A 2,162-nucleotide genomic window follows, 5' to 3' on the forward strand; every position below is an offset into this window, starting at 1 on the left:
GCTTTCCTGGAATCACGGCCCCAGCCGCCAGGTTTCGGCCTGAAAACGAAGGACCGGCCGCGCTCGAGCCAGAAGGCCAAGAACTGGATCAATGCCTGGGTGAAAGACCTGCACGGAGAAGAAATGACGCTGCAGGCGGTCGTGGATTTGTCCGGTCGCTTGGTCAGCCAGACGCAGGTCAGCGAGTTGTGGCAGCGTCTTAAGGGGCCAGAGATTCCTGAGGATGTGCCGGTGGATGTGGTGGACTGGCGTCCTGCACCGGATGGCACGGGACCCCGCACGCTCCGGGATTACCTGAACACGCGAGGAGGCCTCCCGGACGGCTTCGAACTGAAGTCAGCGAGCCGACCGCGCTCGAACAAGCTGGCCCAGGGCTGGATCAATGCCTGGGCGGCAAAGCTTTACGGAAAGATGGCGTATGCGAAAGTCGCGGAACTGTCCGATGGCTTGATCGGTAAGAACCAGGTGGGGGTGTTGTGGGGAGCTATCGCGGATGAGCCGGACGCGGGGGTGTCGGAGGGGGATGTTCCTGGGGGTGGTGGTTCTTCGGATTCGGGGGTGCTGACCCGGCCTGAGGTGGTGGGGTGGCGTCCCGCGAAGGACGGCACCGGTCCGCGGACGTTGAAGGCTTTCCTGGAATCACGGCCCCAGCCGCCAGGTTTCGGCCTGAAAACGAAGGACCGGCCGCGCTCGAGCCAGATGGCCAAGAACTGGATCAATGCCTGGGTGAAAGACCTGCACGAGGAGATGACGCAGGCGGAAGTCGTGAAACTGTCCGGGGAATTGGTCGGACAGAATCAGATCGGCCGGCTGTGGCGGCGTCTTGATCGGCCGTGGATTCCTGAGGATGTGCCGGTGGATGTGGTGGACTGGCGTCCTGCACCGGATGACACGGAACCCCGCACGCTCCGGGATTACCTGAACACGCGAGGGGACCTCCCGGCAGGTTTCACCCTGAAGCCGAAGGGCCGGACGGGGGCGATCACGAGTGCGGTCGCCCAGGGCTGGATCAATGCCTGGGCCGGAAAGCTTTACGGAAAGATGGCGTATGCGAAAGTCGCGGAACTGTCCGATGGCTTGATCGGTAAGAACCAGGTGGGGGTTTTGTGGGGAGCTATCGCGAATAAGCCGGACGCGGGGGTGTCGGAGGGGGATGTTCCTGGGGGTGGTGGTTCTTCGGATTCGGGGGTGCTGACCCGGCCTGAGGTGGTGGGGTGGCGTCCCGCGGAGGACGGCACCGGTCCGCGGACGTTGAGGGCTTTCCTGGAATCACGGCCCCACCCGGCAGGTTTCGGCCTGAAATCGAAGGACCGGCCGCATTCGAGTCAGATGGCCCAGGAGTGGATCAATGCCTGGGCGGGAAAGCTCCGCGAAAAGATGACGCAGGCGGAAGTCGTGAAACTGTCCGGGGAATTGGTGAGTTACCCTCTGGTCAGTTTGCTGTGGCGGCGTCTTAAGGGGCCAGAGATTCCTGAGGGTGTGCCGGTGGATGTGGTGGGCTGGCGTCCTGCACCGGATGGCACGGGACCCCGCACGTTCCGGGATTTCCTGAACACGCGAGGGGACCTCCCGGCAGGTTTCACCCTGAAATCGAAGGGCCGGAAGGGGTCGAGGGCGAGTGTGGTCGCCCAGGGCTGGATCAATGCCTGGGCGGCAAAGCTTTACGGGAAGATGCCGCAGGCGGATGTCGCGAAACTGTCCGATGGCTTGATCAACAGGAACCTGGTGGGGGCGTTGTGGGCGGGCCTTGCCATGGAGTCGGATGCGGGGGTGTCGGAGGGGGATGTTTCCGGGGCTGGTCCGGTGCCGGGAGAGGGTGGTGGTTCTTCGGTGCCGGGGGTGCTGACCCGGCCTGAGGTGGTGGGGTGGCGTCCCGCGGAGGACGGCACCGGTCCGCGGACGTTGAGGGCTTTCCTGGAATCACGGCCCCAGCCGGCAGGTTTCAAGTTGAAAACGGGGAACCGGCCGCGCTCGAGTCAGATGGCCCAGGAGTGGGTCGATGCCTGGGTGGCAGGTCTTCACGGAAAGAAGTCACAGGCGGAAGTCGTTGATTTGTCCGGTGTTCTGGTCAGTCAGACTCAGGTCAGTGTGCTGTGGCGGCGTCTTAAGGGGCCAGAGATTCCTGAGGGTGTGCCGGTGGATGTGGTGGGCTGGCGTCCTGC

Annotated in this window: 1 protein-coding gene; it reads left to right on the plus strand. The window is 63.9% G+C overall.

What is annotated here, in order from left to right:
* Positions 1-2,162, plus strand: a 2,162-nt coding sequence (locus tag H074_RS40625) for a hypothetical protein (RefSeq protein WP_007028613.1), incomplete at both ends; no start/stop codon positions are given.

The organism is Amycolatopsis decaplanina DSM 44594 (assembly GCF_000342005.1).
Classification (GTDB): domain Bacteria; phylum Actinomycetota; class Actinomycetes; order Mycobacteriales; family Pseudonocardiaceae; genus Amycolatopsis; species Amycolatopsis decaplanina.